Origin of the sequence: Lentilactobacillus hilgardii DSM 20176 = ATCC 8290 (assembly GCF_000159315.1) — a bacterium.
Taxonomy (GTDB): Bacteria; Bacillota; Bacilli; order Lactobacillales; family Lactobacillaceae; genus Lentilactobacillus; species Lentilactobacillus hilgardii.
The window spans coordinates 294,380-317,019 of the sequence record NZ_GG669993.1 but is presented as its reverse complement, the minus strand read 5'-3'; the positions used below and the strand labels follow the sequence as shown (position 1 = coordinate 317,019).

21 protein-coding genes are annotated in these 22,640 nt (G+C 39.7%); 2 read left to right on the top strand and 19 right to left on the bottom strand.

The genetic code is table 11. The features are described 5' to 3' along the window. Window positions 1-83: 83 nt before the first annotated feature. A complete protein-coding gene (gene thmT / locus HMPREF0519_RS05610) occupies window positions 84-272 on the bottom strand; it encodes a 2-hydroxymuconate tautomerase (RefSeq protein ID WP_003553974.1) in 189 nt (62 codons plus the stop codon). Between the two features lie 164 nt (window positions 273-436). On the opposite strand from thmT, the gene HMPREF0519_RS05605 reads away from it, so the two are divergent. Further along, entirely contained in the window at window positions 437-1,876 is a 1,440-nt protein-coding gene (locus HMPREF0519_RS05605) for a C69 family dipeptidase (protein WP_004561487.1), read from the top strand. 64 nt (window positions 1,877-1,940) lie between these two features. On the opposite strand, the gene HMPREF0519_RS05600 is transcribed toward HMPREF0519_RS05605, so the two are convergent. From HMPREF0519_RS05600 to HMPREF0519_RS05540, 13 genes are all read right to left on the bottom strand, one after another. After that, window positions 1,941-3,362, bottom strand: coding sequence for a C69 family dipeptidase (locus HMPREF0519_RS05600; RefSeq protein ID WP_004561485.1), 1,422 nt, complete (start codon window positions 3,360-3,362; stop codon window positions 1,941-1,943). Window positions 3,363-3,512: 150 nt separating this feature from the next. Further along, window positions 3,513-5,645 carry a type I DNA topoisomerase gene (gene topA, locus HMPREF0519_RS05595; protein ID WP_004561483.1) on the bottom strand — a complete coding sequence of 711 codons (2,133 nt, stop codon included), beginning with the start codon at window positions 5,643-5,645 and terminating at the stop codon, window positions 3,513-3,515. Window positions 5,646-5,740: 95 nt separating this feature from the next. Continuing rightward, window positions 5,741-6,616, bottom strand: coding sequence for a DNA-processing protein DprA (gene dprA, locus HMPREF0519_RS05590; protein ID WP_375711438.1), 876 nt, complete (start codon window positions 6,614-6,616; stop codon window positions 5,741-5,743). Between the two features lie 48 nt (window positions 6,617-6,664). Continuing rightward, a complete protein-coding gene (gene rnhB / locus HMPREF0519_RS05585; protein WP_004561480.1) occupies window positions 6,665-7,432 on the bottom strand; it encodes a ribonuclease HII in 768 nt (255 codons plus the stop codon). Beyond that, window positions 7,413-8,285: a ribosome biogenesis GTPase YlqF gene (ylqF, locus tag HMPREF0519_RS05580; protein WP_003560393.1), complete on the bottom strand. Its 873-nt coding sequence runs from the start codon at window positions 8,283-8,285 to the stop codon at window positions 7,413-7,415. Before ylqF ends, rnhB begins: the two co-directional genes overlap by 20 nt. A gap of 13 nt (window positions 8,286-8,298) precedes the next feature. Then, window positions 8,299-8,517, bottom strand: coding sequence for a YozE family protein (locus HMPREF0519_RS05575; RefSeq protein WP_004561478.1), 219 nt, complete (start codon window positions 8,515-8,517; stop codon window positions 8,299-8,301). Window position 8,518: 1 nt separating this feature from the next. Beyond that, entirely contained in the window at window positions 8,519-9,097 is a 579-nt protein-coding gene (locus tag HMPREF0519_RS05570; RefSeq protein WP_225428927.1) for a YpmS family protein, read from the bottom strand. 56 nt (window positions 9,098-9,153) lie between these two features. After that, a complete protein-coding gene (locus HMPREF0519_RS05565) occupies window positions 9,154-10,065 on the bottom strand; it encodes a DUF459 domain-containing protein (RefSeq protein ID WP_003560389.1) in 912 nt (303 codons plus the stop codon). A gap of 111 nt (window positions 10,066-10,176) precedes the next feature. Continuing rightward, entirely contained in the window at window positions 10,177-11,025 is an 849-nt protein-coding gene (locus HMPREF0519_RS05560; RefSeq protein ID WP_003560385.1) for a DegV family protein, read from the bottom strand. Window positions 11,026-11,131: 106 nt separating this feature from the next. Further along, entirely contained in the window at window positions 11,132-11,620 is a 489-nt protein-coding gene (locus tag HMPREF0519_RS05555) for a dihydrofolate reductase (protein WP_004561476.1), read from the bottom strand. Window positions 11,621-11,661: 41 nt separating this feature from the next. Next, entirely contained in the window at window positions 11,662-12,612 is a 951-nt protein-coding gene (locus HMPREF0519_RS05550; protein ID WP_040472725.1) for a thymidylate synthase, read from the bottom strand. 18 nt (window positions 12,613-12,630) lie between these two features. Continuing rightward, on the bottom strand, window positions 12,631-14,544 hold the full coding sequence (locus HMPREF0519_RS05545) for an ABC-F family ATP-binding cassette domain-containing protein (protein ID WP_004561474.1): 1,914 nt from the start codon (window positions 14,542-14,544) through the stop codon (window positions 12,631-12,633). Window positions 14,545-14,551: 7 nt separating this feature from the next. Next, the gene (locus tag HMPREF0519_RS05540) at window positions 14,552-15,769 is read right to left on the bottom strand and encodes a CCA tRNA nucleotidyltransferase (RefSeq protein ID WP_003560377.1); all 1,218 of its coding nucleotides are present in this window, start codon (window positions 15,767-15,769) and stop codon (window positions 14,552-14,554) included. Window positions 15,770-15,933: 164 nt separating this feature from the next. Here HMPREF0519_RS05540 and HMPREF0519_RS05535 point away from each other — a divergent pair, with 164 nt between their 5' ends. Then, window positions 15,934-16,824 carry a YitT family protein gene (locus HMPREF0519_RS05535; RefSeq protein ID WP_004561473.1) on the top strand — a complete coding sequence of 297 codons (891 nt, stop codon included), beginning with the start codon at window positions 15,934-15,936 and terminating at the stop codon, window positions 16,822-16,824. Window positions 16,825-17,055: 231 nt separating this feature from the next. On the opposite strand, the gene HMPREF0519_RS05530 is transcribed toward HMPREF0519_RS05535, so the two are convergent. The 5 genes from HMPREF0519_RS05530 to cmk all read right to left on the bottom strand — a co-directional run bounded on the left by HMPREF0519_RS05530 (window position 17,056) and on the right by cmk (window position 22,473). Next, window positions 17,056-18,324 carry a tetratricopeptide repeat protein gene (locus HMPREF0519_RS05530; RefSeq protein WP_190870494.1) on the bottom strand — a complete coding sequence of 423 codons (1,269 nt, stop codon included), beginning with the start codon at window positions 18,322-18,324 and terminating at the stop codon, window positions 17,056-17,058. Window positions 18,325-18,400: 76 nt separating this feature from the next. Further along, the gene (gene hbs, locus HMPREF0519_RS05525) at window positions 18,401-18,676 is read right to left on the bottom strand and encodes a non-specific DNA-binding protein Hbs (protein WP_003553941.1); all 276 of its coding nucleotides are present in this window, start codon (window positions 18,674-18,676) and stop codon (window positions 18,401-18,403) included. A gap of 382 nt (window positions 18,677-19,058) precedes the next feature. Beyond that, complete coding sequence (gene der, locus HMPREF0519_RS05515) at window positions 19,059-20,366, bottom strand: ribosome biogenesis GTPase Der (protein WP_004561470.1); 1,308 nt, start codon at window positions 20,364-20,366, stop codon at window positions 19,059-19,061. 105 nt (window positions 20,367-20,471) lie between these two features. Beyond that, on the bottom strand, window positions 20,472-21,713 hold the full coding sequence (gene rpsA / locus HMPREF0519_RS05510) for a 30S ribosomal protein S1 (protein WP_003560369.1): 1,242 nt from the start codon (window positions 21,711-21,713) through the stop codon (window positions 20,472-20,474). 76 nt (window positions 21,714-21,789) lie between these two features. After that, window positions 21,790-22,473: a (d)CMP kinase gene (cmk, locus tag HMPREF0519_RS05505; protein WP_375711573.1), complete on the bottom strand. Its 684-nt coding sequence runs from the start codon at window positions 22,471-22,473 to the stop codon at window positions 21,790-21,792. Window positions 22,474-22,640: the final 167 nt, after the last annotated feature.

Sequence of the window (22,640 nt, the reverse complement as noted above, 5' to 3'; positions counted from 1 at the left end):
CTGGGAGACTTAACGTTTACCCAGGCCACTTTTATGCTTGACCGTTTAGACATGATCAATAGCATATTTTCGATTAGTCATCTTTATTTTTCGTCGCTTTTTAAAACGCCGCCTACACTGTAACGATTCTTTTGCATTTCATCCAAAATCACATGGACATGTTCTGCCGGTGCACCGGTATCCTTAACAACAGCTGCAGTAACGTCTGCGACTAATGCTTTCAATTGATCTTGTGAACGGCCAGCAATAAGTTGAATATTTACGATTGGCATGATGAGGTTCCTCCAAATTTTTTAATTGAAAAAAGTATACCGTAATTTGTGATGACCTGCAATTAAATTTCGAGCGGACAGTTTGGATTCGTTATAACATTTTTCGTGAAAAAAGATGGTACAATTAATGAAGTCAAAATCCTTAACGATTGGAGATATTCATCATGATTCCAACAAAATATTATTCAGCATGTACCAGTATGATCGTTGGCAAAAATGCCAGCATCGACGGGTCCATCATGATTGCCCGAAACGAGGACAGTAAATCGTCTTGGCCAAAGAATTATGTGATCCATGCTCGAAAAGATTTTTCCAACCCCCAGAATTTTTCTTCAAATGATAACGGATTTAAAATGCCGCTGCCAAAAATGCGTGCCAAATATTCTGCCACTCCCGAATGGACTGATAAATTCGGTCTATTCGAAGAAAACGGTTTTAACGAATATGGCGTTGCGATGAGTGCGACCGAAAGCACCTATACAAATGATCTTGCCCTGGGTGCCGACCCTTTGGAAAAAGACGGTATTGGTGAGGAGGCAATGGTAACTGTTGTCTTACCTTACGTTAAAACAGCACGTGAGGGAGTAGCACGTTTGGGTCAGATTGTTGAACATTATGGCACGTCCGAATCAAACGGTATTTTGTTTGCGGACCAGGATGAAGCTTGGTATATGGAAACCGGTGGCGGTCATCGCTGGGTTGCCCAACGAATCCCGGATGACAGTTATGTCGTTATCGCCAATCAAAGCGCCATTCAAGAAATCGATTTCGACGATCCAGACCATTTTATGTGGTCGACCGACCTACGGCAATTTGTTGAAGCCAACCATCTCAATCCCGATTCAACGGGAAAAACATTTAATTTCCGAAAAATTTTTGGAACAGCGGATTTATCTGATATGTATTATAATACGCCGCGTGTCTGGTATGGCTTAAAGCTATTTTCCCCCAAGTTGGACGTTGAGCCTACCAGTCAGGAAATGCCGTTTATCAATCAGGCAAACCGAAAATTAAGTGTATTCGATGTTCAGGACTTCTTAAGCAGTCATTACCAGGGAACCCCCTACGATCCAATTGGAGAGGGCTCTGAAGACGACAAACATCGTTTTCGGCCAATTAGCTTGGCAAAGACTCAAGAGGCCCATATCCTGCAAATACGCCCTTCTATGCCGGTTGGATTAGCAGGCATTCAGTGGCTGGCAATGGGGGTAGCTGCACAAAGCACATTTGTGCCCTTCTATGCAGGCGCTAGCGATACACCGGCTGCCTATCACAATGCACACGGTTGCTACGCACCGGATGAGGCTTACTGGACGTACAAATTAGCTGGTGTATTGGTAGATCCCCACTATGTTCAGCTGAGTCCTAAATTAAATGATACAAAAGCGGCATTGCGGGTTAAGCTGCAACAAGCTGTCAAACAGACGGATGCTGTTGCGCTCGCTGCTCAACTGAATGGTCCGGAGCTGGACAATTATTTAACAAAGGTGAACTTTAAAAATTCTGAAATCAGTTTAAATGCCTATAATAAACTCATTAGCGAATTGGTCACCGCTTCAACTGACCTTTCACCAATTAATTTTAAGCAGGATGTTAATTTATAGGCCGATCCCTTAATAAAAACACGAGTGCCCGACAATTTCTCGGGTAACTCGTGTTTTTTGTTGATTAATAATGTTTTCGATCAAACGAACCAGCGACACCATTACTGGTCTTTGTCAGCATTGTTGTAAGCAATTTTCTGGTTGCTTTAACAACATGATCGGCCGTCTTTTCATTTGCGGCCTGAAGAGAAGCAGTCAGTTTGGAACCTGATAGTCCCTCAACTTTGTTGTCAATATGGGTAATTCGCTTATGACCATAACCCATTAATTGATCTTGGTAAGCTTCGATATCATCCATCACTGCATGATAATGGTCCGCGGCAATTAATGAAATCAGCCGATTCTCCCAGTAGGCATTTTGGCTGTCCACTATTTTTGTTGTGTCTCGATAGCAATCCGGCGTATCTTGCACGTTTGTGAAGAACGGGACCAATGTATTTGACGGGTTAGCCGCAAATGCCAGCCATTGAATTGCTGAATAGTCTGATGGTACATATGGCCGCAATTGAATAACAGATAATTCCTGATTTCGATTAAAGCCGATTGGTCGGAACGGCATCTTTTGAGAATCGTTTCCAGGCGTAAAGGGATCATATGGCGTATCTTGGTAATGTGAGCTTAAAACGAATTTGATATCTTCAATCGTGATTTTTCGATTTGCATGGCATATAAATGATAGATCATGACTCATTGGGGATTTGTCTTTTACCGTTTCAGGGTTAAAGTATCGTTGGCCATACCAGGCTCGGGGCGTGTTGTAATGGTGATCAAGTTGGGTATCTGACCCAAAGATTTTTCGGAAATTAAAATTATCCGAGAGATTTAAATGATGTTGTTCCACAAAGTTTTTTAAGTCACTTGCATACATAAAATGATCCGGATCGTCAAAATCAATTTCTTGAATACCGGTTTGATTTGGCGCAATCACATAACTGTCATCTGGAATCCGTTGAGCGACCCAATGATGGCCACCTGCTGTTTCCATATACCAAATGTCATTTACGTCTGAAAAGATAATCCCGTTGGATTCGTAAGTACCGTACTTCTCCAAGAGACTACCGACACGTTCTACACCTGCCTTTGCAGATTTGATATAAGGCAGAGTAATGGTTAACAAGTCTTCTTCACCCAACCCATTTTTAACGAGTGGGTCCGCCCCTAAAATTCTCGGATTTGTTGTAATCGTTTCGGTCGCACTCATTGCAACATTATGTGCATTTACGCCGGCCTCACCCCAAATCCCTTTTTCCGGAGTAGCATCCGGTACAGATGTATAGCGAACCGGATTATCCGGTAGCTTAATCGAAAATTTGCTGAGCTTTGATTGATAATTTCTTGGCTGATCTTCAGGTTGAACGACAACGAATTTTTTAGGATTGACTGCGACGCCTGCGTCTTCATTTCTGGCAATAATGGTTGAGCCATCGTAACTGGCATTTTTACCCACCAAAATAGTAGTGCAGGTACTATGAGTTGTATAATCCATAATTTTCCTCCTAACTTTATCTTAACTTGATTTTACAACATATTGACAGGTATGAGGCATCCATGTTTTTGACGCAATCAAAAACGTACGGGTAAACAAAAGGAAGCTGGGCAATTTACATCGCCTCAACTTCCTTTTACTCACTATTCATTATTTTTGTGCGGGTTCTTCATAGTCGCCATTTGGGCAGACAACTTGGGTGCCGCCTTTAACTTTCTTTTCGACTAAGAAATGACCATCTTTTGGACAGTTTCTGCCAATTGGTTTGTCCCATGAAACAAAGTCACAGTCTGGGAAACGTGAGCAACCATAGAAGATTCTATTCTTCTTTGATTTACGCTCAATGACTTCACCAATATGACATTTTGGACAGGTAACCCCAATCTTTTTAACGATTGCTTTTGTATTACGGCAGTCTGGAAAGCGTGAGCAAGCATAAAACTTACCATAACGCCCCATCTTAATGACCATTGGTGCACCACAAATGTCACAATTAAAGCCGGCAGGTTCGTCCTTTATCTGAACCTTTTCCATATTTTCAGTTGCAGATTCAACCTCGCTGGAAAATGGTTTGTAAAATGTGTCAACAAGACGAATCCAATTTTCTTTGCCCTCTTCGACGTCATCTAATTTATCTTCTAAATTAGCTGTAAAGTCAATGTTAACAATGTCCGGGAAGTATTCAACAATAATCTTGTTAACAATTTCTCCGAGTTCAGTTGGCTCAAAACGGCGGCCAACCAGTTTAACGTAATATCGACGTTGAATGGTTTCCAACGTTGGTGAATACGTTGATGGCCGACCCACACCGTTTTCTTCCAACGCTTTGATTAGCGTTGCTTCACTGAAGCGGGCTGGTGGTTGTGTAAAATGTTGGTCCGGTTTATTAGAAACTAGCTTGACTTTATCGCCGGTTTCTAAGTCTGGAAGAAGATTATCTTTTTCTTTTCCATCACCATAGATTTTCAAGAATCCGTCAAATTTCATTTTGGATCCATTAGCTTTATATGTCACATTATTTTGTTCAATCGTGACTGCCATAGTATCCATTAATGCCGGCGTCATTTGGCTGGCAACAAATCTTGACCAAATGAGTTGATAAAGTCTGAACTGATCTCTTGTAAGATATTGCTTAAGGCTTTGAGGTGTTCGAAAAACGGACGTTGGTCGGATCGCTTCGTGGGCATCCTGGGCACCTTCCGGAAGCTTTCCTTTAATTGGTTTGGTAGCCGCATATTCTGCTCCGTACTTTTCATGCAGGAAAGTTGATGCTTCATGTTTGGCAATCGTTGCGATACGAGTTGAATCGGTTCGCATATAGGTAATCAGTCCCTGACTGCCTTCCTTACCAATGTTAATGCCCTCATATAATTGTTGCGCTGCCATCATTGTCTTTCGAGTCCGATAATTTAGTTTTCTGTTGGCTTCCTGTTGCAATGTACTGGTTGTAAATGGTGGCTGTGGTTGACGTTTACGCTCACGACGAATGACTTTTGTGATATCGAAGTCGGCTTTTGGATCAAGTTGTTTTAAAATGTCCTGAACCGCATCGTTGTTCGGTAGGTCCTTCTTTTTTCCCTTTAGTCCGTAGAAACTGGCTTTGAATTTACTGCGTCCCTTTTTAAATTCAGAATCAATTGACCAGTATTCTTGAGGTTTAAAGTTTTCAATTTCTTTTTCTCGTTTAATAATCAGCCAAAGTGCAATTGACTGAACCCGTCCAGCACTCAGACCTTTCTTCACTTTTTGCCAGAGAAGTGGTGAAATTGAGTATCCAACTAGTCGATCCAAAATACGACGGGCTTGTTGGGCGTCAACCAAGTCCATATCAATATTTCTCGGATGCTTGAATGATTCTTTAACGGCATCTTTAGTAATTTCATGAAAGACCACACGATTATCATCGTTTGGGTCAAGATCAAGAATATGTGACAAATGCCACGCAATCGACTCACCCTCACGATCCGGATCGGCTGCCAGATAAACTTTTTTTGCTTTCTTAGCAGCTGACCGCAATTCTTTAATAGTGTCGCCCTTTCCACGAATTGAAATATAATGTGGTTCATAATCGTTATCAATGTCAACGCCCATTTTACTCTTTGGTAAGTCACGAACGTGTCCCTTACTGGCAACGACTTTATAAGAATGGCCCAAATATTTTTCAATGGTACGGGCTTTAGCTGGGGACTCAACAATCACCAAATTCTTTTTTGGTGAACGTCGTTTTGCCCTGGTTTTTACTTTTGGCTTTGCTTTAGGTTTTGATTTTGTTGAAGTAGCCATTTTTTCTCCTTTCTTTCTGGATAAATATAGTAGACTTTTTTGTTATTATTTTTGAGTTCAAATCTACCACATCATATTGCAAGTGTTTTCTTGTGTCAACTAATATATTCTTCCAAAACATCATTTGACCGTAAAATTGGTTTGGCCCCTGCAGCAATTAATTCGTTGGTACCCGCTGATAAATAATGATTGATCCGGCCTGGAACTGCTAAGACATTTCGATTATTTTGGAGTGCTAAATTTGCGGTGATTAAACTTCCGGAATGGTGTTTCGCTTCGGTAACGAGAACACTCTCAACCAATCCCGCGATAATTCTGTTTCGCTCTGGAAAATGATTCTTATAACCACGACTGCCATTTGGATATTCACTAAGAAGCAACTGTTCCTCTGCAATTTGTTGCTGCAGCTGCTGATTCATACTTGGATAAGCGATGTTTAATCCTGTACCTATCACGGCAATTGTTCGACCATGATTGGCGATAGTGCACTGGTGTGCCCAAGTATCGACACCTTTCGCCAATCCAGAAACAATGACCAGTTTGTTTAAAAGCGGTCCCGGAAGTAACTGTTTCAAAATCTCCATGGAATAGTGTGTCGCGTCTCTTGCTCCCACAATGCCAAGCATCTGCTCATTTAGAAGGTTCAAGTCTCCTCTATAAAACATCACCAGAGGTGGTGTATAAGCTTCTTTTAATTGATAAGGATAGTGTTCATCACAAATGCACAGCCATTTTTCAGAATCAACAAGTTGATCAACCCTCTCCGAATTGTTCATTAATTGTATGTAGGTTGATGAAAAGCGTGTGACATTTCCCCCACGAATATTGGCAATTTTAATTAATGAGTCAACAGATGGTACGTCAAAACGAGTTGATTTCTGTGATTGAATCCAATCATAAATTTTTGATTTACCGACAATTCCAATTCCATTACACAAGTGAATTCTTAATAAAAAGTCTCTTAAAAGCATCATGTTCCATCCCCTTTAAGAATACTTACGAAAAAAAAGAAGACTTATCTACAAGAAATTTTTAATGGGCGCAAATGTTTTTCGATGAATCGGAGTCGCACCGTATTTTTTCAAGGCGGATAAATGTTTAGTTGTTCCATATCCTGCATTATGTCTAAAGTCATATTCCGGATACTGTTGTGCATATTGGTCCATTAAGTTATCCCGATAGACTTTTGCAACGATACTGGCAGCAGAAACACTGATGCTTTTGGCATCCCCCTTAATCAACCGGGTTTGATGAATCGGAACAGGAATTTGCATGGCATCTACAATAATCTCGTCCGGTTGTTGAGTTAGATTATTAACGGCCTGTTTCATCGCAACCCGTGTCGCTTCATAAATATTTAACCTATCGATCCCTTTGTTATCAACTAGTCCAAGACCAATGCTGATTGCTTCCCTCTTAATTTGGGGCGCCAGTCGTGCCCTTATTTCGGGTGTTAACTGCTTGGAGTCATTGACCTGAATCAAATCAAAATCTCGAGGCAGAATAGTTGCACAGGCTACGACGGGACCAGCTAAGGGACCACGGCCTACTTCGTCCACACCGGCAACATAGTTAACACCACGATGCCAGAAAGACCGTTCGTATTTAAAACGACTTTGAAATTCAGCTTTTTCCAATTGCCTTTTTTTGATCCGAGCAGTGGCCGTCTGAAGCAAATGTTGAACGCCCTTTCGTGGATCATCTGAAAGTGTTTTAAATACAGTGTCATCCAAATTATTGATTAATGCCAGCTTTTCTTTAATCTGATTAATGGTCTGTTTCGTCATTTTGATTAACTTTCTCCGGATCATCCAGAGTAAATCGTCCAAGTTTATTGCCTCGGATATCTTGGATGATGCGATTGGATGCCCGTTCATAATCATCACGCATGCCGATTTTTTCGGTAATGACAAGTAATAAATCGACATCAGATAAATCAAAGTCGCTGTCTGAAAGTCGGTAGCGTTCTTTTAATTGGCCCGGATTTGTTTCCCGAAAATGATTTAACCCAAATAAGGCGATGTCATCACTGGCAAAGACGCTGTCTTTAATAGCGCCTGTCAGTGCTAATTTGTTTGCTGTTTCCTGGCTTTCGAATTTAGGCCAGAGAATTCCAGGGGTATCTAGCAGCTCAAGTTCTTTTCCAGCCTTCAACCATTGTTGGCCTTTGGTAACGCCCGGGCGATTACCGACTTGAGCGGCGCGCCTATTAACCAAGCGATTAAGTACAGTAGATTTTCCAACGTTAGGAACGCCTACGCTAATTGCACGAATTGGACGTTTTTTCATGCCCTTTTGTTCCTCTCGAGCTAACTTTTCACTTAATAGCGGTGAAATGACTGATAGCACATTTCCAATATTAAATTTTGTTTTTGCATCTACTGCAATTGCCGGTTGTCCTTTCGATTTAAAGGAATCAAGCCAGCGTTGTGTTAATCGCGGATCCGCTAAATCTTTTTTGGTTAAAATGAAAAGATGCGGTTTTTCACCGGTAATTCTGGCAACTTCCGGGTTTTGTGACGCATATGGAATTCGAGCATCGATAACTTCGAAAACAATATCAACCAAGCCGATATTTTCTTCGAATTGTCGAATGGCTTTTGCCATATGTCCGGGAAACCACTGGATTGTAACAGCCATATTGTCACTTCCTTTACATATCTTCCTCGTATTGTTTCCAAACGTCATCGAAGATTTCCATACTTGGCAGATAATCAGCATTTTCTTCGAGATATTTTGATAAGGAATCAAAATCAGTCAACTGTTTTGGAAAAGATTGATCATAAAATGCGTTGTTTGCAAATTCCGCAATTGGTTCACTACTGCCTGGATTACGCTTGGTCATTAAAAATTGATAAAAAGTTTTTAGCATATTAGTCACCTTGAGCTTCCTTTGGCAAAATGATGTCAAAGGCGAATTTTCCTTTTCCGTTTAAGTTGATCTGTCGAGCACGATAATTCAAACCACGGTTGCCATTCATATGAACGATATCAAGCTCAATCATTTTCTTATCAGGAATCAGTTTGACCCATTTGGGCAATTTATAGGCATGTTTAACATTAAGGAGAACAAAACTGATTGGTACTGGGAATTTTCCCAATGACATTTTCGTGGCATGTAATTCCACATTCCCATTAGCCAAAACTTTTGGTGTAAAAAACATGGAGTAGTCGACGTCTGATCCCAATAATTTAATTGAACCGTAAACAATTCCTTGATTAGCAACTTCGAAATGATATTTGGTTTGCCCATTATTTTGAGTTTGAACCTTATTTAAATAATACTGAGACAAATTATTTAATTGTGCTTTATTCAGTGAAACTGAAACCGACCGTTCATCAGACGTTGTTGGTTGTTTGGTTGAAATGGTTTCATTAGAAGATAAGTGAATGGCAATAAAAAAGCCGCAAAAGCCAATTACAATTAATCCAATGATAGTAAAAAAGGCCATTTTCCAAGGGTTTCTTCTCTTTGGTTGATGACCCATTCGTTGATTGTTGATGTTAATCACTCCTTAAGCCAATTAAGATATTGGCGCATTTCTTTATACAGTAAATTAGTCATAATCCCGTAGCCGAGTTTATTAGGATGAAAATGATCTTCGTCAGAAAGATATTTATTTGATTCGGTTGATTGACCACCCAACATTTTTTCCAGCTCTCCGGCAGCCATATCACTATGATTAAATACGGTTGTCTGTTTTCTTAATTTTGCCCTGGACTGGGCAGTTTGATACTGACCATCTGAAAGCTTTTTGTCAATTGGAATAAAATGAACGTTGGACTGACCCAAAACGACCCGTTTAGTGATCTGATTATTGACCTGAATAGACCGACTAATAAACGATACCTGTGGGAAGTAAACGTAAACCGGATTATAAATTCCGAAGACAAACAACTGAACGTGCTTGTTTAAATGGCGAATACTCTCCAGCAATCTCGTCACCCGCTTTTGATAAACCAACGAATACTTTTTGAGCTGTTGAGACAGTAATTTATCGTTTTGGATACCAATGTTACTCTTTAAAAAGTGCAACATATCGTTTCCGCCGGTAGTAACTGTAATGACATCAGCTTGTTTAATGCTGGCCTGCAATTTTTTTGATGTGATAACCCGATGATTAATTTGATCGGTTGTTTCACCTGAAATGCCAAAGTTTGAGGTCGTCATAACAACATTGTGCTGGCTTCGGTTCACTTTTTTTCGAATTAAGTTTGTATAACCACCCTTACCGGAAGAATCACCCACGCCATATGTTAGCGAATCACCAATTGCTGTGAGCCGGACTGTTTTGGGCTTAGTCGGCTGGTTGGAGTCTAAATGACCGACCGCCCAAAACACACCTACTGTAACGAAAATTAAAATTAGGATACTCCAAATAATCAGTTTACTTTTTGACCGTTTTTTTTGATGTTTCAATCAATCACCTGCTTGACTACCTTTCTACACTTTACACACACTAACACAAAAAGGGTTGTTGACAAAACAATATCAGTTTTGTCCCAGCCCTTCAGCACTATCAAATCTGTTTTAATCAGGATCACTATAATAGATCAATGCAAAAGCACCTTCACCCGTATGCGTCGAGATAATCGGTGAAGTTACCCGATATAAAAGAGGAACATCCGGAAACTCTTCTTTAAGTTTAGTCATGGTCTCTTTGAGCACATTGGTTTCAGTTACATAGGAAATACCAATTTTCTTTAGTGCAGGTGTATTCTTCATATCTTCCAAAATTCGTCCGAAGAACTTACGGAGAGATTTATCTCCCCGGCCCTTGGAAACGATTTTCAGTTTGCCGCCGGTCACCTGAAGCCCTAACTTAATGTTCAAAAAATTGGTAATTGCTCCCGCAACAGGATGAAGACGACCACCCTTAACAATATTGTCCAATGTCATCACACACAAATACAGTCTGGTGTTTTCGCGGACTTTTGTAATCTTATTAAGAATAGTTTGCATGTCGGCACCTTGTTGAGCCAATTCGGCTGCTTCAAGGACTTGGAAAGCCAACCCCCTGTCCGTACTTTGGCTATCGACAACCGTTACATCGCTTGTACTAATTGTTGCTGCTTGTTCAGCAGCATGGATAGTGCCGCTAATTGCCTCGAGCATATTAAGACATAAGATTTGACTGCCATCTTCGCCAAGTTTATTGAAAGTTTCAACAAATTTGCCAACTGGTGGCTGACTGGTTTTAGGTAAATCCTTTGCGGCCAACATCTTGGGAACAAAAGTTTCATTATTAATTGTATCGCGTTCCACATAAACTGTATTATCGATCATCACAGTTAATGGAACAACGGTAATGCCATATTTACTTATTTCATCGTCTGTAAGCTGCGCGGACGAATCTGTTACAATCTTCACGTTTGCCATTAGCGCCACTCGTTTCTTCAAATAATTATCTAAAATTTTGAAATTAACCAGCTACAATTATATCAAAGTTTTTCCAAAACAAACATAGCCTTTGCAGGAATGCCTACTATTGAATCCGCTCAAATACTTCAAATGTGTGTGGGTAGCGGTTCCTTTCATCAACGATGCCGTCAATTGATGTCACTTGATTAAACTGGGCATACTTGATTTCGGGCATATAGGTGTCACCTGTAAATTGATGATGAATCTTTGTTCTGTAAAGTCGATCGACCTTATCCAGTAACTGGCCAAATAGGTTAGCTCCTCCCGTGACAAAATAATTTTCCTTCGGATTCTTGTCAACTAATTCACAGAGCTGTTCTACTGATGAAATAACCAATACCCCATCTGGAAAGTCTCCATGACGGGAAAGGACAATATTTTGCCTCCCCGGTAGCGGCCGATTATAACTTCGAAAAGTACGGGCGCCGGAAATAATTGGGTGACCCATCGTCGTTTTTTTAAAGAATGCCATGTCATCAGGTAAATGCCACGGTAAATTACCTGACGCACCTATTAAGCCGTTTTCATCTTCCGCCCAAATATAAGAAATCATTGCTTTCCTCCGACTTTTAAAATGATTAGCCCACTACAGTCTTAAACGGCAACCGGGGCTTTGATTGATGGATAAGGGTCATAGTTTTTTACTTTGATATCGGTCATATTAAAATCACTTAAGTGTTTCTTTTCTGGATTCAACCACAGTTGAGGTGCATCGTGGGGCTTTCGACTCAATTGCTCCTTTACCTGTTTAACATGATTCAAATAGATGTGTGCGTCACCAAGCGTATGAACAAACTCACCGGGTTGTAAATTACATTCACGGGCAATTAAAGATGTTAGAAGGGCATAGCTGGCAATATTAAATGGTATCCCAAGGAAAATATCACCGGAACGCTGATACAACTGACAACTGAGTTTGCCATCGTTAACGTAGAATTGAAACATTGTGTGACAGGGTGGCAATGCCATAGTCGGCACATCTTCCGGGTTCCAGGCAGACACAATGAGACGTCTGGAGTCTGGGTGGGTTTTAATCATATCGATCACGTTTTGGATCTGATCGATTGTTTCACCTGTCGACGTTTTCCAAGCTCGCCATTGACTGCCGTATACCAAGCCGAGGTCTCCATATTTTTGAGCAAAGGTATCATCATCAAGCACCAATTGACAAAAGCGTTTCTTTTGTTCCTGATAAAGGTCATTAAAATCAGGATTTTCCTGTGCACGATGGGAAAAGTTAGTCATGTCCGGGCCAATATAATCATTGGACTTAACATATTTTTCAAAAGCCCATTCATCCCAAATATGATTCTTATGCTGCAACAAAAATTTGATATTTGTATCACCACGCAAAAACCACAATAATTCGCTTTTAATTAACCCAAAAGGGACTTTTTTGGTTGTTAGTAATGGAAATCCCTTTGAAAGGTCGAACCGCATTTGGTATCCAAATGTACTAATTGTCCCGGTATGGGTTCGATCAGGCTTCTTATGGCCGTTTTCAAGAACATATTTTTCTAAGTTTAAATAAGCATCTTCCAACATCATGATGTCCTCCTCAGATTATGATTCAGCGTAATCGCTTAAATATTCCCAACGTTTCATTTTTTTGTCAATTTGTGAATCCAGATCGTCTTTTTTCTGTTGTAAATCAGCCAACTTATCGTAGTCATCACCACTTTGTTGCATTTGCTCATCAACGGAAGACTTTTGAGATTCTAATTTATCAATATCATCTTCGAGATGGGAATATTCGATTTCTTCTGCATAAGTGAGTTTTTTCTTTTTTGACTGACTTGCTTGTTCTTGCTGCTCAGTTGTCTGAGGGGATGATTTCTTTTTGACGCGATTTTTTTCAGCCGTTTGTTTTGCAGACTGAGCTTCCGCAGCCTTTAGATAATCCGTAAACCGACCCCGGTGTTCTTCAATTACACCGTTCCCCTTAAAGATCAATAAGCAATCCGCAACTTTATCCAGGAAGTAGCGATCATGGGAAACGGTAATAACGGTTCCCTGAAATTTAGAAATATAATCTTCCAAAACCGTTAAGGTGGCAATATCTAAATCATTTGTCGGCTCATCCAACAACAAAACATTAGGTTGTTGCATCAGTAATTTCAATAAATACAAGCGCCGTTTTTCACCACCGGACAATTTACGAATCAGCGTACCGTGCATAAATCTTGAAAAAAGAAATTGTTCCAAAAGTTCGGCAACACTTATTTTCTGGCCGTTTTTATCGGTCACTTGTTGACCAACTTCGCTTAGATAGGTGATCATTCGTTTATCATCCGGAATTGGTTCGGTCAGTTGTGTATAATAGGCTAATTTAACCGTTTCACCAATTTTTATGATACCCGAATCCAACTTTTTTCGTCCTGCGATCACGTTTAAAAGTGTCGTTTTGCCGGCACCGTTTTCCCCGCTGATCCCGATTCGTTCATTTGGTTGAACCAGTAAATTAAAGTTCTTTAGGATAGTTTGGTTATCGATAGCCAGGTCGGCATCTTTAATGTTAATAACTTCCTTGCCAAGTCGGGTTTGACCCAGAGAAATATCAACATCCTGATCAACTTGAAGCGTATTAACGTTTTTCTTTAAATCGTTAAATCGGTTAATCCGGGCCTGTTGCTTGGTTGAGCGCGCCTTGGCTCCTGTTTTCATCCATGCCAGTTCAGATTTATATAGTTGTTGCGTTTTGTGTTGCGATTCAATAGCGCCCTGCACGCGAGTTGCCTTTTGTTCAACATAATCTTGGTAATTTCCTTCGTATTGATAGAGCTTGCCAAAAGAAAGTTCCCAGATTTTATTTGCAACCCGATCGAGAAAGTAACGGTCATGGGTAACAACAATTAATGCACCCTTGTAACCGGCTAAATACTTTTCCAGCCATTCAATTGAATCAAAATCCAGATGGTTGGTTGGTTCATCAAGTAACAACAGATCAGGTGACTGGATAAGCACTTGTGCCAAGCCCACTCGGCGGCGCTGACCTCCTGAAAGTTCAGCGACCTTTTGCTGATAGTCGGTAATTTTTAATTGACTTAAAATTGTTTCGACATCACTTTGTGCATTCCAAGCATCGTCTTCGTTCATCTTGGCTTCAGCCTTCGTAAACCGCTTCAAGGCATCCTGATCTTCTGGATACTTTGAGTATTTATCCAAGGCAGATTCATAATTTCGGATAGTTTGGTAAACCTTTTGGGATCCGGAGAAAACAGCATCCATGATTGATAAACGATCATCCAATTTGGGATTCTGGGTCAAATAACCGATTGTATAGGATCTAGAGGTAATAATGTCTCCAGTTGAATCATGATCGTGGCCTGAAATAGCATTTAGCAACGATGTTTTCCCAGTTCCGTTTGTGCCAATCAAGCCAATCCGGTCTTGTTCGTTAATTAAAAAATCAAGGCTGTCAAACAGTGTTTTTTCACCATATGTTTTTGTCAGCCCTTCTACTCGCATTGTTTCCATTCACTAATCATTCCTTATTTAATGCCATTGCCGCAGCAATTAGTTCTGAATCCTGATTGTTTATTTTACCAAGTATGACTGCTTTTTCCAATGCCTCCAGCGTTTCTCCCAACTTTGGACCCGGATTTAAAATCCCCCGCTTAATTAAGTCACCACCGGTAACGTTGAGTTGCTTTTTGGTCGTAATCGGCAATTGATCATAGGCCTTAATCAATTTTGCTGAATCAAAATCTGTATAGTTGGAAATAATTGCAACAGCATTTTGAACATTTTGCTTTCCAGCTTTATATAATTCGAGATTGCCAACTTTATGGGACTTAATCTGAAAAATCAATTCAGTTGTAAGTATAACATCATTAATTATTTTATTGGCCGTCTTCCATCTTTTTAAAAAAGAGATCACCTGATCACGATTGAACTGAAACATTGATGTAAACAATGCCCAAACCTGAACTTCGTTATCCAAATCAAAATGAGTAGCGACAATCTTTTGAAGTACTGTCAAATGTTCGGAAAAATCTGGCACAAATTGATATAGCTGGCTTTTTATCATTAAGTTCAAACCATTTTTAGCGTCAACACCTAGCATCATTTTGACAAACTCCGAATGAATTCGTTCCACTGCAATTTTTTTCAGTAACTCACTGTGATCATAAATGCCGGTTAATGTTTGCTGTTCGATTTTAAAGTCTAATTGACTGGCAAAACGGACTGCACGCATCATTCGCAGTGCATCTTCATTAAAACGTTCTTCTGGATCACCTACTGCTCGAATAATTTTTTTGCTCATATCATTCAAGCCACCAAACAAGTCGGTTATTTTACCGTTCTCGCTTAATGCTAATGCATTAATTGTAAAATCCCGTCGTTTTAAATCTTCTTTTAGTGATCTGACGAAAGTAACCTTATCCGGACGACGATAATCCTGATAGCCGGATTCCGTTCTGAAAGTTGTTACTTCATATCCTGTCCCATGATCCAAAATCATCACGGTTCCATGTTCAATTCCGGTATCGGCCGTTCTTTTGAAAAGACTCTTTACCTCACTTGGATAAGCACTTGTTGCAATATCAACATCATGAATTGGCCGCTGTAATATTGTATCCCTTACAGAACCACCCACAAAATATGCTTCATACCCTGCTGCTTCGATTTTTCGCAGGATTGGCAGTGCTTTCTCAAATTCACTTGGCATGTTTTTTATTTGCACAGTATCGCCATCCATCTTGTATTTATTTACCAAACAATTCTAACAGAAATTTGAACATGAAAAAAGTTTGTCAAAAAGATTGCCTTTTATACAGATACCTTGCTATGATAAGTGTTTGTTATTATGTTCGACTTTTTAAAGCAAACTGAAAGACATAAAAATCATATTGGAGGGAAAATATGGCACAAAAAAAGAAGAAATTCCAGCTGGATATTTCGGTCGTTGATTTGGTTGTCATTGCACTTGGCTCAGCTATTTATTCGTTTGGAATTGTATTTTTTAATATTTATAATCATCTTGCAGATGGTGGCGTAACCGGTATTACTTTGATTTTGAGGGCTCTTTTCCATATGGATCCAGCCTATTCCACTATTCTGGTCAATATTCCTTTATTCGCAATCGGCTATCGCTATTTAGGTAAAAAAGACATGTTTTACACATTATACGGTACCGCAATGTTGTCAATATTTCTTTGGATCTGGCAGCGAGTTCCTATTGAAATTAACATTCAACACGATTTACTGCTTGCCGCCCTTGGAGCCGGTCTATTTGGCGGTTTTGGCTGTGGGATTGTATACCGTTTTGGCGGCACGACCGGTGGCGTAGATATTGTTGCACGCCTATTTGAACGGTTCAAGGGTGTTCAGATGGGGGAAACACTGCTGGCAATTGACGTCTTGGTTCTTTTATCATCATTGATTTATCTGGATATTCGCCAAATGGCTTATACATTGATTTATGTATGGATTTTTTCAATGATTGTTAATTTTACACAACAAGGTGCTTATGCTGCTCGGGGAATCTTAATTATCAGTAACCAGTCTGCGACCATTTCCGAAGCCATTATGGAACAGTTGAATCGTGGGACAACCTTTTTAAAGGCTGAAGGCGGTTACTCACGAAAAGGAAAAGATATCGTTTACTGTGTTGTGTCACCAAGCGAACTTCATACGCTTAAAAAGCTTGTTGAATCCATTGACAAGGAAGCCTTTATATCGGTTATGGAGGTTAACGAAGCAATTGGCGAGGGATTTACTTACAAGCGGCCTAAAAAATTCAAAATATTATAATAGCTATGTATAACTTGAGGCTGAGACAAAAGTAATTTTGCCTCGGCCCCTTTTTTTGTGATCGTAATGATAACCGACAAAAATGTGAAACAAAGGGCAACTTTCTGTCCCTTGTCTCACATTTTTTATGATGACTAGATCAAAGCTCATGTGTCACCAAGCAATATCTGATCATATTCTAAATTAGAAACGGTACGCGGAAATTAAAGAGGCTATTTGTTGAAGTAAGGTTTAATAATCTTCGTTTTCATCTTCCTCATACATCGAGGCCATTTCCATATCGTTAGGCACCAGCACCAAATAACGTTTAAGATAGCGACGTTCTTCTTTTACATGACCGTTTTCACGATAAAACAACGCAGCATGTTTTAAGAACTCAGGATTATCATTTAATTCGTGACTTGCCAGTTCGTAATTACTGGCGGCTTTTTTAAATTCACCCGCATCTTGATATGATTGGGCCAGATTATAGGCCAAATGTGCATCAAAGACATGGTCTTCTTCCAATGGCTCTAAAAGCTTCAGATTGTCCTTGTATTGTTCATGGATAATATACCAGTCAGATATCAGATTAAGGATTTCCATATCCTCAGGCGCGATCTCATGGCCCTTTTTAAGGTATTTTAGTGCCAATTCATCCTCTCCAGCCATCGTTGCAATCTGACCGGCTTTTTGCCAAATTTTTTCATTAAATTGGTCGATGGAAATGCCTTCTTGAATGGTTTTAAGTGCATAATCTGTTTGTTTTAATTCAACATATGAATCAGCCAGGTAAGGATACAGAGAACTATATTGTGGATCGGAATCTCGTAAATCTGTAAAGGCTTTAACGGCTTTTTGATAGTCTTTCAAATTAAAGTACGTAAATGCAAGTTCGAATTTGACGTCGCTATTCATATGAACCGGTTTAATTTGTTCCAAGTAGCCAAGCGCCTGTTCAAACTTACCGATCTCAGCATAGGACACACCCAACCGTTCAACCAAATTTACTGCAGATAGTTCAAGTGTTCCTGATTTAATTAAATCAAGATATAGATTAATTGCCTTACGATAATTTCGGGTATTAAAGTAAAATTCCGCGAGTGCAAACGAAATAACAGGCTCATCAGGTTCGATTCTCTGGGCTTCTAAGAGCTTTTGCTCACTCACGTCAAAGAGACCTTGAGTCTGGTATAAATCGGCTGAAACCATCAAAGAGCGAACGTATTCGGCCGATTGCTCTGAAATCTGAGAGAGATAGTTAAGTGCCAAATCATCGTTATCCACATCAATGGCTAATTCTGCTAAATTGATTTTAATTGAATCATCATCGGGAAATTTGGTTAGTAGTTGTTCATAAATTGTCTTGGAATAGTTGGAAAATCCCAACGAATACAGTTCCTCGGCCAACGAATATAATATGTCGTCAGAATCGTTTGTTAATGCTTTTTTAAAAGATTGCTCAAACTCGTCAAGTTGACCTCGTTCGAGCTGATCTAATGCAGTTTGTGAATAACTCATAAAATTCCTCCATTGGTAACAAATAGTAACAAAAAAGCCAGTCCGACAATTGCCGTTCTGACTTAACAGATGAATACTATTTAACAGCATCCTTAAGCGCCTTACCAGGTTTAAAAGCTGGTACCTTGCTTGCAGGAATTTGAATTTCTTGACCTGTTTGTGGGTTGCGACCCTTACGAGCTGCACGTTGACGTACTTCGAAGTTACCGAAGCCGATCAATTGAACCTTTTCGCCTTTTGCCAAGCTAGCTTGGATTGAATCAAATACTGCATCCACAGCTGCTGTAGCATCTTTCTTAGTCAAGCCAGTTTCTGTGGCGACGTTAGTTACTAATTCTGCTTTGTTTGCCATGAGTGTATTCACCTCCCTCAAAGATAGGTATGTAAAACATCACAAACTTGATTCGTTGGAATCAGAATTGCTAAAACGACGCAGTTGAAGCATCATTTCTTTTTCAAATATAGCAGAAGAATGCCGTCATTGCAATGTTTTTATCTAATTTACTATTGAAATCACCGAGTTTTAACAATTTTGACTCTTTTTTTTAAGAAATCAAGTCGTGATATTCTAACAAAACCTTTGTTATTCGCGAACTTTGGTCCCTTTTTCCAACCTTTTAATTCGGAAATCTCCAAGCAATCGGCAGTTTGTGATTGAGATGGATAAAATTGTTCGGATGCCTTTGAAATCAATGCTTTCGAAAGCTTCACAAAGTAAGAAATTAGTGAGAAGCTTATTTTCGGCTTCTTTTAATAATCCGAATCGGCGTTCCGCTAAAATCAAAATTATCACGAATTTGATTTTCCAGGAATCGGACATAAGAAAAATGCATTAAATCCGGATTGTTGACGAAGACAACAAAGGTTGGCGGTCCAGAGACAACCTGAGTTGCATAATAAATACGCAGCCTTTTGCCATTAACCGTTGGTGTTGGATGAACAGCGACCGCATCCATAATCACATCGTTAAGAGCAGAGGATTGGACACGTTTTTCATGATTGTCATAAACCCGTTTGATAAGAGCCGGTAACTGCTCAATTCTCTGTTTTGTTTTAGCAGATACGAAGATGATTGGTGAATAAGCCATATACTGGAACTCATTTCGAATTAAAGTTTCGAAATCCTGCTGTGTATGATTCGTTTTCTTTAGCGTATCCCACTTATTAACAACGGTAATAATTGCCTTTCCAGCTTCATGAGCATAACCGGCAACTTTTTTATCCTGTTCACGAATGCCTCCTTCAGCATTGATAACAAACAAAATAACGTCACTTTGGTCAATAGCTTTCATTGCCCGCATGACACTGTAGCGTTCGGTATTCTCGTATACCTTGCCTCGTTTACGGATTCCGGCTGTATCAACCATTGTAAACTTGATGTTGTCTGCCTCAAACCGTGTATCGATTGCATCACGGGTTGTACCGGCAACATCGGAAACAATCACTCTATTTTCACCGAGAATAGCATTTACCAGAGAAGATTTTCCAACGTTTGGCCGACCAATAATACTGAAGCGAATATCGTCGTTGGGCACATTCCCAGTTTCTTTTGGGAATTTTTCGACAATTTTGTCAAGCAAATCACCAATCCCAGTTCCATGGACACCTGAAATCGGCATTGGGTCACCAAAACCAAGTGCGTAAAAATCGTAAATATCTTCACGAGCATCTGGATTATCTGCTTTATTAACTGCTAAAACGACTGGTTTGTCACTTCGATAAAGAATTTTAGCTACCTGCTCATCATCACTGGTTAAGCCTTCTTTGGCACTGACAATAAATACAATCACGTCAGCTTCTTCAATTGCAATCTCGGCTTGATTTTTAATTTGTGTGTTGAAAGGTGCATCGCTAATTTGAATACCACCAGTATCAATCATAGCAAATTCATTTGCTAACCATTCTGCGTGAGTATAGATTCGATCTCGAGTCACGCCCGGTGTATCTTCAACAATCGAAATCCGGTCTCCGGCAATTCGATTAAAAATGGTTGATTTTCCAACATTTGGGCGTCCAATAAACGCAACCGTTGGCATAGCCATTATGAAAGCCTCCTTTATTTTTCATTTAAAGCATAAAGAAAGAGGTCAGAGACAAACGATGACGCGTTGTCTCGACCTCCCTCACAAAACAGTAAAAACTGTTTTTTAGTTATTGTTATCGTCGTCAGAATTCTTTTTCAATTCGTTACCAATGATATCACCAAACGTAAAGCCGGTTTCTTCATCAGGCGCATTGTTTCTAGAATTATTATCGACATTTGTTGATGGTCGTCTGTTTGAACTCTTCGATGATGAAGAAGATTCCTTTGGCTTATCAGTCAAAGCTTTGATCGAAAGTGCTAAACGCTTTCGATCAGGATCAACATCGAGAACCTTAACCTTAATCTTTTCACCAACTTTTAGAACATCACCCGGTGTAGCAATATGTTCATGAGCAATCTGTGAAATGTGGACAAGGCCTTCAACACCAGGAAATACTTCGACGAAGGCACCAAAATCAACTAAACGCTTAACGGTTCCTTCAAGAACGCTGCCAGCAGGTGCTTTTTCTTCGATTCCGTCCCAAGGTTCTGGAAGAGTTTGTTTGATGGAAAGTGAAATACGGTTACGATCAAAGTCAACTGACAATACTTTAACCTTAACTTCTTGACCAACTTTAAGAACATCTGAAGGCTTCTCAACTCGTTCATAAGCGATTTGGGAAACATGAACTAATCCGTCCATGCCACCTAAATCAACAAATGCGCCAAAATTGGTTAAACGAGCAACTTTACCTTCAACAATGTCACCTTCGTGAAGAGTATCCATTAACTTTTCACGTTCTTCAGCTTTTTGAGCCTGAAGAATTGCTTTGTGTGAAAGAATTAAACGGTTTGCAACTGGATCAATTTCAATAATCTTTAATTCAAGTTCTTGATTCTTGAATTGGTTGAGATCTTCAACATAATGGTCTGAGATCATTGATGCAGGAATAAATCCACGAACGCCAGCATCAACGACCAATCCACCTTTAACTGCTTGAGAAACTTTAGCGGTAATTGTTTCACCGTTCTTTGACTTTTCAGCCAACTCATCCCAAACCTTACGTGCTTCTAACCGACGTGATGAAAGTAGAAAGCTGCCGCCCTCTTTATCGCTACCGATTCTTGATGTAACTACCAACTGAAGCTTATCGCCTTGCTTGATATCATCAAAATTTTGGGAAGATGACAATTCACGTTGAGGAACAACACCTTCAACACCTGTATCGTCAATCCCAACGATCAATTGTTGCTCATCATCCTTCGCAAGGACTTCACCGGTGACAACGTCACCTACGTTAACTTCACTAACGCTATTTAAAGCGTTCAATAGATCGTTTTTATCATTATTTGCATTTTCACTCATCAAACAATTCCTCCTTGAAACAACTCTAATCATAATTTTATCTTAAATTCACTCATATTACCAGTTAATTGACCAATTAGTTAAGATTCAATTTCAAATTAATCACTTTTGCAATTTCTGAAACCACTTTTTCAATTGAAAGTGCTGTTGTATCAATCTCTGTCGCATCATCAGCTTTTGTAAGCGGAGAAATCTTGCGATGAGAATCTTTGTAGTCTCTCGCTTCGATTTCTAACTGTAGTTCTTCAAGTGGCGTATTAATTCCCTTTTGGATGTTTTCTTTGTACCGCCTTTTGGCACGTTCTTCCACACTGGCTATCAAGAAAATTTTCACCTCAGCCCGAGGTAAAACGGCAGTTCCGATGTCTCTGCCATCCATCACAATACCGCCATCTTTGGCGATTTCTTGTTGCTGAGCACTGAGTTGCTTTCGGACATCAGCGATTGCTGCAACAGCAGAAACTGAATTTGTAACATTTTCTGAACGAATGTCTTGTGTAATTTCATCGCCGTCGATGAAAACCTTTTGTCCGTTTTCATCCGGTGCAAACGTAATTTTTGAATTCCGAACAATAGCTGAGATCTCCTTTTCATTGTCCAAAGAAATCCCACTGCGGATTGTTTTTAAAGTGACTGCTCGATACATTGCGCCGGTATCACAATAAATATAATTAAATTGTTTTGCCACGAGTTTGGCAACCGTACTTTTACCAGCAGAAGCTGGTCCATCAATTGCTACTTGTAATCCATTTTTATGCATCATTACATTCCTAACTTGTCTTGAATTTAGTTAAAACGGTTTTCGGTTAACATCACCGATACCCGCATTTAATTTTAATAAATTTAGCTAATAAGTCCAGTATTAATATTATGACAAGAAAAATAAGCCTTGGCAGACTTATTTAACCTTCAACTTTTGACCTGGAT

Bases quoted from the DNA above. Each gene is read 5' to 3' on its own strand.
- dprA (WP_375711438.1), bottom strand. From the start codon at position 6,616: ATGCTTTTAAGAGACTTTTTATTAAGAATTCACTTGTGTAATGGAATT.
- rnhB (WP_004561480.1), bottom strand. From the start codon at position 7,432: ATGACGAAACAGACCATTAATCAGATTAAAGAAAAGCTGGCATTAATC.
- HMPREF0519_RS05570 (WP_225428927.1), bottom strand. From the start codon at position 9,097: ATGGCCTTTTTTACTATCATTGGATTAATTGTAATTGGCTTTTGCGGC.
- HMPREF0519_RS05605 (WP_004561487.1), top strand. From the start codon at position 437: ATGATTCCAACAAAATATTATTCAGCATGTACCAGTATGATCGTTGGC.
- hbs (WP_003553941.1), bottom strand. From the start codon at position 18,676: ATGGCAAACAAAGCAGAATTAGTAACTAACGTCGCCACAGAAACTGGC.
- rpsA (WP_003560369.1), bottom strand. From the start codon at position 21,713: ATGAGTGAAAATGCAAATAATGATAAAAACGATCTATTGAACGCTTTA.
- HMPREF0519_RS05535 (WP_004561473.1), top strand. From the start codon at position 15,934: ATGGCACAAAAAAAGAAGAAATTCCAGCTGGATATTTCGGTCGTTGAT.
- HMPREF0519_RS05530 (WP_190870494.1), bottom strand. From the start codon at position 18,324: ATGAGTTATTCACAAACTGCATTAGATCAGCTCGAACGAGGTCAACTT.
- topA (WP_004561483.1), bottom strand. From the start codon at position 5,645: ATGGCTACTTCAACAAAATCAAAACCTAAAGCAAAGCCAAAAGTAAAA.
- der (WP_004561470.1), bottom strand. From the start codon at position 20,366: ATGGCTATGCCAACGGTTGCGTTTATTGGACGCCCAAATGTTGGAAAA.
- HMPREF0519_RS05550 (WP_040472725.1), bottom strand. From the start codon at position 12,612: ATGTTGGAAGATGCTTATTTAAACTTAGAAAAATATGTTCTTGAAAAC.
- ylqF (WP_003560393.1), bottom strand. From the start codon at position 8,285: ATGGCTGTTACAATCCAGTGGTTTCCCGGACATATGGCAAAAGCCATT.
- thmT (WP_003553974.1), bottom strand. From the start codon at position 272: ATGCCAATCGTAAATATTCAACTTATTGCTGGCCGTTCACAAGATCAA.
- HMPREF0519_RS05540 (WP_003560377.1), bottom strand. From the start codon at position 15,769: ATGGATGGCGATACTGTGCAAATAAAAAACATGCCAAGTGAATTTGAG.
- HMPREF0519_RS05545 (WP_004561474.1), bottom strand. From the start codon at position 14,544: ATGGAAACAATGCGAGTAGAAGGGCTGACAAAAACATATGGTGAAAAA.
- HMPREF0519_RS05600 (WP_004561485.1), bottom strand. From the start codon at position 3,362: ATGGATTATACAACTCATAGTACCTGCACTACTATTTTGGTGGGTAAA.
- HMPREF0519_RS05560 (WP_003560385.1), bottom strand. From the start codon at position 11,025: ATGGCAAACGTGAAGATTGTAACAGATTCGTCCGCGCAGCTTACAGAC.
- HMPREF0519_RS05555 (WP_004561476.1), bottom strand. From the start codon at position 11,620: ATGATTTCTTATATTTGGGCGGAAGATGAAAACGGCTTAATAGGTGCG.
- cmk (WP_375711573.1), bottom strand. From the start codon at position 22,473: ATGCATAAAAATGGATTACAAGTAGCAATTGATGGACCAGCTTCTGCT.
- HMPREF0519_RS05575 (WP_004561478.1), bottom strand. From the start codon at position 8,517: ATGCTAAAAACTTTTTATCAATTTTTAATGACCAAGCGTAATCCAGGC.